The organism is Bartonella sp. CR127HXZ (genome assembly GCF_042194555.1).
Classification (GTDB): Bacteria; Pseudomonadota; Alphaproteobacteria; order Rhizobiales; family Rhizobiaceae; genus Bartonella; species Bartonella grahamii.
Map to the genome: position 1 here is coordinate 1 of NZ_JBHIMZ010000035.1, position 5326 is coordinate 5326.

The window sequence follows — 5326 nt, forward strand, 5'->3', positions numbered from 1 at the left end:
TCTGCGCAACGGGTTCGCGGCAGGGAAAAACCGGCTTTTGGAAAAAATCAAGCTGCCCGCAACCATGCCTCTTCATGCCTGCTCCTCCCCTTGTTCTCTTGCAAGATAATCACAAAACCGCGCCTTTGTCTGCGCATCCGCCCTTTGCCAAACACCCAATAACTGCGCAAAAATCCGTTCCTGTTCATTAATTTGCGGAGGTGTATTAATCCCATTGACCAAATCAACAGCCCGCCGTAAATCCCCCTCAACCTGTTGCAAAGCAATCGCCACCCGCCGTTGCGCAACCGGCTCCATCTTCGCCAATTTCAACAATTGCGCTTGATTATCCGCCAATGCCGTCCCCCGCAAAACAGAGCGTAATTCTGGCTGTAAATACTTGGAAATACGATTAAGTCGTCTCACTGACTCTTCAGATAAACCAATGCGATCTGCCACATGTCTAGCAAAGCAAAAAGTAACTCCCTTATCACTTTCTTCATCGGTATGAGCAATTCGGTCAACTTGACCGAATTGCTCTTTTTTGACTTTATGTTGATTACTACCGTCCCCACCAACCTTAATCTCCCCATACTTCTTTTCCCACAATTCGCGGTAAGTCTGGACAAAAAGCGCACGATCAATAACAGACAATTCATTACGAAAGAGGTTTTCAGCAACCTCTAAAAGCGCGGCATTGTCCTTATCAGCCTGCACCACAACCGCATCGATTTCGCTATAGCCCAAAAGCTCCGCAGCACGAAGCCGATGCGCACCAGCTATAAGTGTGTAATTGCCCTCTTTAGCATTGGGGGTATAGCGCACCGTAATCGGATTCATCAATCCCTCCCGCGCCATTGATTGTGCAAGTGCCTTGGCATGCTCATCATCCACAGGGCGTATACGCTCCGGCACCACAATCACATCAAGAGCAAGCTTTTGAAACTGTGCCATCACGCCGCCGCCTTTCTGATCTCTTTAAAGAACAAATCCATCGCACGCCCCGCCCATCTTCGATAAGCTTTCGCAAATACAGGTTCTTCCAAACGCCGGTTAATCACCTGCAGTGACAGAGAAATAGAAGTCCGCTGCCGTGCTTGTATGGCAACAATACGCCGCCGCGGCACCTCAAACTGATAATGCAAGATATGAATAACAATCTGTCGTGCTAACGCCGCATCAAATAAGCCATGCGGAGGGTCAATAATATACCGGATCGGCAGATGCTTAAATCCACTACTCACGGCTTTTAAAGAACAGGAAAGCATCACCTGTAAACGTTCAACTTCTGAATAAGGATTAACGATATCGCTTCTGGCATCTGGGGTCCATAAATTACAAGCAGCAACCATAACCACCCCCTATAAAAACAATATGACCACCATCTAATCGCCAGAACCAACCCATCCAAACGGCTGTTCTATGATGCAACTCTATGCAATTTATCTTGCCCATTTCGTATTGATCTTTAGACATTGATAAACCTTTTTATCTTATGGTATTTAAATTCATGGCAAATGCGCAAAAACGCAAAGCCGTGTAACGAAATTCAAGCAGCATTCCCACGCAAAGCAGAATGCGCACGCGAATCTGTGTTGGCATGTTTTGCTGCTTTAAAAATGCGACGGCGACTTTTGGGGTAGCGGTCGCTAAAAACTTGCTCAACGGGCAAACCGATAAAATCGGCAATAGCGCGTTCGGCTTTCTCGTTAGACCGTGTCCAAATGTGTTGAACACTGGATGACGATAGTTGATAAGCTTTCGCGAGCTCCGCCAAGGTCATATTACGGCGGCGTAGCTCAGCTAAAATACTATGGCGATCCCATACTTGTGTGGTTGTCATAAACTTCGCTCCTGCTTCAAACGGATGCTCCCACATCCGTTTTTTGTGGGGTTAATTGTAAAATATCTGCCCTCTATATCGGGCGGTAATTAGATGTATAATTCGCTTTTGTGAATTAGTCAACCTAAATGTGGATTAGGAGTGATTTTTTTTGGGACGTCCTAAAAAAGAACCTAAAACAGAACTGGCAAAACGATTGCGTGAAGTACGGCTTGCCCTTGGTTTTTTGGAACGCAAACAATTCGCTGATCATCTTGCAGTACCTGAAAGTACTATGAGTAACTACGAAACTGGTTTGCGCGAACCACCTGTATCAATGTTGGTAATTTACAAAAATATTTGCGGTGTATCTGTGGAATGGCTAGCTACAGGTGAAGGTGAGATGTTTACAGACGTAGCAAAAGCGAAAACAGCGGATTTTAAGACACCCACCATCCCTGCTGGTCTCATGAAAAAGCTTGGTCGTATAGCTTATACAACCTATCGCGATGCTAAAATAAAACTCCCCCCTGAAGATATAGCGGAACTCGCGGCGGAACTTTATAAAAAACTGCAAGAGCTTGTTCAAGACATCAACGACATGGAAGAGGTCGAAGCGACTTTCCCTCTTCTTAAAATTCATTTAAAGCGTCAAATAGAGGCTGAAAAAGAACACTCCAAAGCTGCACAAAATTCGGCTTAATGCTACTCTAAAATGAATGGGGGAATCTCTTTTTAAAATCCTGTAATTTAAGCTAACCTAAATATGAATAAGGAGCATTTTTGGCACGCCCTAAAAAAGAACCTAAAACAGAACTAGCAAAGCGGCTATGTGAAATACGGCACTCCCTTGGTTTCACAGAGCGTAAGCAATTTGCTAAACATTTTGATACTCCCGAAACAACTATGCGCAATTATGAAACGGGTTTACGAGAGCCTCCTGCATCTATAATGCGAATATATAAAGATCGCTGTGGAATATCCTTAGACTGGCTTGTCACTGGTGAAGGTGAAATGTTTAGTGACATGGCAAAAGCGAAAGCAGCAGGTTTTAAAGCACCTACCATCCCTGCTGGTCTCATGAAAAAGCTTGGTCGCATAGCTTATACAACCTATCGCGATGCTAAAATAAAACTCCCCCCTGAAGATATAGCGGAACTCGCGGCAGAGCTTTGTATAAAGTTGCAAGAGCTTGTTCAAGACATCAACGACATGGAAGAGGTCGAAGCAACTTTCCCTCTTCTTAAAATTCATTTAAAGCGTCAAATAGAGGCTGAAAATGCACATCCAGAAACTACATAAGATACAGCTTAATGCCTCTTTAATATGAAAAATGAAAGTGGAAATCTTTTTACATTAAAAAATTTATATAAATTATTGATAAAAAATGCTTTTTACTCAATTTTTAGAGATTTCCACGTATATATGGAAATCTTTTTTGCTTTTTTGGTCATTTTGGGCTGATTTTGGAGTAAGCTTCACAATTTACCGAATTTTTTTCACAGGGTCTTCAAAGGCGGTTTTCTGGGCTTTCACAGACTTTTCAAAATTTTTCACAGGGTTTTCAAAGACCTTTCAAAGCCTTCTCTCATTTTTACCATGAAAACGCATTTTTTTCTGATTTTCGCTCTTTTTTACAATTTTAGGTGTCAAAATCTATTTTGACAAAACGCGCATTTAATGCTAAATTTTATACATAAAAACAACAAATTACCACGTGTTCCTACCTAATCCCACCTAATCCCACTTAGTATAAAACCTAGTGTCAAACTACATTGTAGCTTGCCAGCAGGTTTTGTATAATTTGCCACTAGGTTTTGTACCAATTTATTTTTTCTCAAAGAGTTTTTAAGTGGTTCTCAAAGGGTCTTCAAAGACCTTTCAAAGATCGTTTAAAGCCTCTTTTCTTTTCTGCTCAAAATCGCAATTTGAGATGATCAATCAAATTGACTGATGATTTTTCTGTATCCTAAGCACATTATTCAGGACATTATTAAAAAGAGAAGCGTTTAAGGAATTCGGTCAACTTGACCAAATTGCTCTTCAGTCTGCAATTGTGCAATGTTTGCACCATTGCTCCTTTTAGGAATTGGGTAAACAATACCTTATTGCTGTACTCATGCAATTGGATCAACTTGATCCTATTTCTCGTTTAGCAATTGGGACAAGTTGTCCCTATTCCTTACCTCCACACCAAAGTGCGAACTTTTGATTTTGGTCTCAATACTCTTCAACACCGATCAAAGGGTCAAGTCGACCCTTTGATTTTTTGTCACTCAGAGTTTTCCTTTTCTCCTACCTCTTTTCCCTTGTCCGGTGCTTCGAGTGTAATTTCTGTGGTGTATCCGCTTTGTTTCTCATAGCAGTGGGTGACAGTGGAAGCTTTCCATGGACCATTGATTTGCATACGAAACCCTTGAAGAAGCAGAGGTTGATCCGCCATGATTTCGGGTCGCCCCTCAAGGGTCAAAGAACCACTGCCCACAGCACGACACAACCTGTCCGACTCGGAAGCAGCAGCAGCTCGTGCTTCCTCCTCACAAGTGTAACAAGTCCGCAAACGCCGCACGGGACCGCTAAACCCTGTCTGATGCTTGACTTGGCATTGCTGCCCTTTTGAGCGATCAAAATAAGCAGCTTCAATGGTGCCATATTGCGTGCGTGGCTCTAACGTGAACTCCCAGTTAGAACAGTCATACTTATGGATGTCGAGTGCTGGTAAATTGTCACCGCTTAAAAATAAAAACTTATTGTCCTTGATCAAAAAACGTGCCCGCATGCGGTCGGCAAGGCGGGTTAAAAAATCAACAGCCGATTGATCTGTGCGAATCACATAAGGTAAAGTTTGTTTGGTGAACTGGGGACTGACCTTTGCTTGATAGCCATGGCGTTTGGCCAGTGTTTCAACAATCTCACCAACAGTTTTGTGATCAAAATGCTCACTCGCCTGTTCTTTAAGCTCTTTACGCATCGAGGCACTTTTGCCACAAAGGCGCAAAATCTCTCCATCACTGCCCCCACAACTCACAACCGATTCGACAACAAAACGCCCCATAAAAGCACTGATGCTGTTCTCATAGCCAAAGATCACCTGGAGCGCACTGTTGCTTGAGGGAACCTCTAAATCATTGCCACTATCATCAAATTCTGCTTCAAATGTGTCGGCTTCATTACCGGCATGGTCCGTAATGGTTGCGGTTAAAAGACGCTGATAAAAAACCTCATGAACAGGTTTATCTCCCACCTTGACTAAAATAAAGGGGTATGTGCGCATTAATCCCATAACCGCTTCACCATGCTTTGGGGATTAGACAACACAAATTCAGGCAGAATAACCGTTAAGCCCCGCGGTAAAAGCACACCATATTTGGCAACCTCTGGATTGGCTTCCAAGGTGGCTTCTAAATAGCCGTTTAGTGCCCCAACTTGGATGCGGTCCCTGAACACTGCCATGGCATGGTGAAAGCAGATGAGATCAAGACTCATATCCTCTAACTCTACAACAACATGCTTTTCTGGTATCTT

The 5326-nt window shown here is 43.1% G+C and carries 8 protein-coding genes; 2 read left to right on the plus strand and 6 right to left on the minus strand.

What is annotated here, in order from left to right; all coding sequences use genetic code 11:
* Positions 1-72 precede the first annotated feature (72 nt).
* From ACFIKY_RS08740 to ACFIKY_RS08755, 4 genes are all read right to left on the minus strand, one after another.
* Positions 73-933 (minus strand): ParB/RepB/Spo0J family partition protein, encoded by an 861-nt coding sequence (locus tag ACFIKY_RS08740; protein ID WP_375661715.1) that lies wholly within the window; start codon positions 931-933, stop codon positions 73-75.
* Positions 933-1331, minus strand: a complete 399-nt coding sequence (locus tag ACFIKY_RS08745) for a hypothetical protein (protein ID WP_375661716.1) — start codon at positions 1329-1331, stop codon at positions 933-935. Before ACFIKY_RS08745 ends, ACFIKY_RS08740 begins: the two co-directional genes overlap by 1 nt.
* The gene (locus tag ACFIKY_RS08750; RefSeq protein WP_375657374.1) at positions 1315-1455 is read right to left on the minus strand and encodes a hypothetical protein; all 141 of its coding nucleotides are present in this window, start codon (positions 1453-1455) and stop codon (positions 1315-1317) included. Before ACFIKY_RS08750 ends, ACFIKY_RS08745 begins: the two co-directional genes overlap by 17 nt.
* A 73-nt stretch (positions 1456-1528) precedes the next feature.
* Complete coding sequence (locus ACFIKY_RS08755; protein ID WP_375617385.1) at positions 1529-1822, minus strand: helix-turn-helix domain-containing protein; 294 nt, start codon at positions 1820-1822, stop codon at positions 1529-1531.
* 151 nt (positions 1823-1973) lie between these two features.
* Between ACFIKY_RS08755 and ACFIKY_RS08760 the strand changes: the two genes are divergently transcribed.
* A complete protein-coding gene (locus tag ACFIKY_RS08760; RefSeq protein WP_375661717.1) occupies positions 1974-2504 on the plus strand; it encodes a helix-turn-helix domain-containing protein in 531 nt (176 codons plus the stop codon).
* A gap of 80 nt (positions 2505-2584) precedes the next feature.
* Positions 2585-3103 carry a helix-turn-helix domain-containing protein gene (locus ACFIKY_RS08765; RefSeq protein ID WP_375661718.1) on the plus strand — a complete coding sequence of 173 codons (519 nt, stop codon included), beginning with the start codon at positions 2585-2587 and terminating at the stop codon, positions 3101-3103.
* A gap of 970 nt (positions 3104-4073) precedes the next feature.
* On the opposite strand, the gene ACFIKY_RS08770 is transcribed toward ACFIKY_RS08765, so the two are convergent.
* Positions 4074-5075, minus strand: coding sequence for a phage late control D family protein (locus ACFIKY_RS08770; protein ID WP_375661720.1), 1002 nt, complete (start codon positions 5073-5075; stop codon positions 4074-4076).
* Positions 5075-5326: tail protein X (locus ACFIKY_RS08775; protein WP_375661719.1), on the minus strand; the 252-nt coding region annotated here is incomplete at its 5' end. The genes ACFIKY_RS08770 and ACFIKY_RS08775, both read right to left, overlap by 1 nt.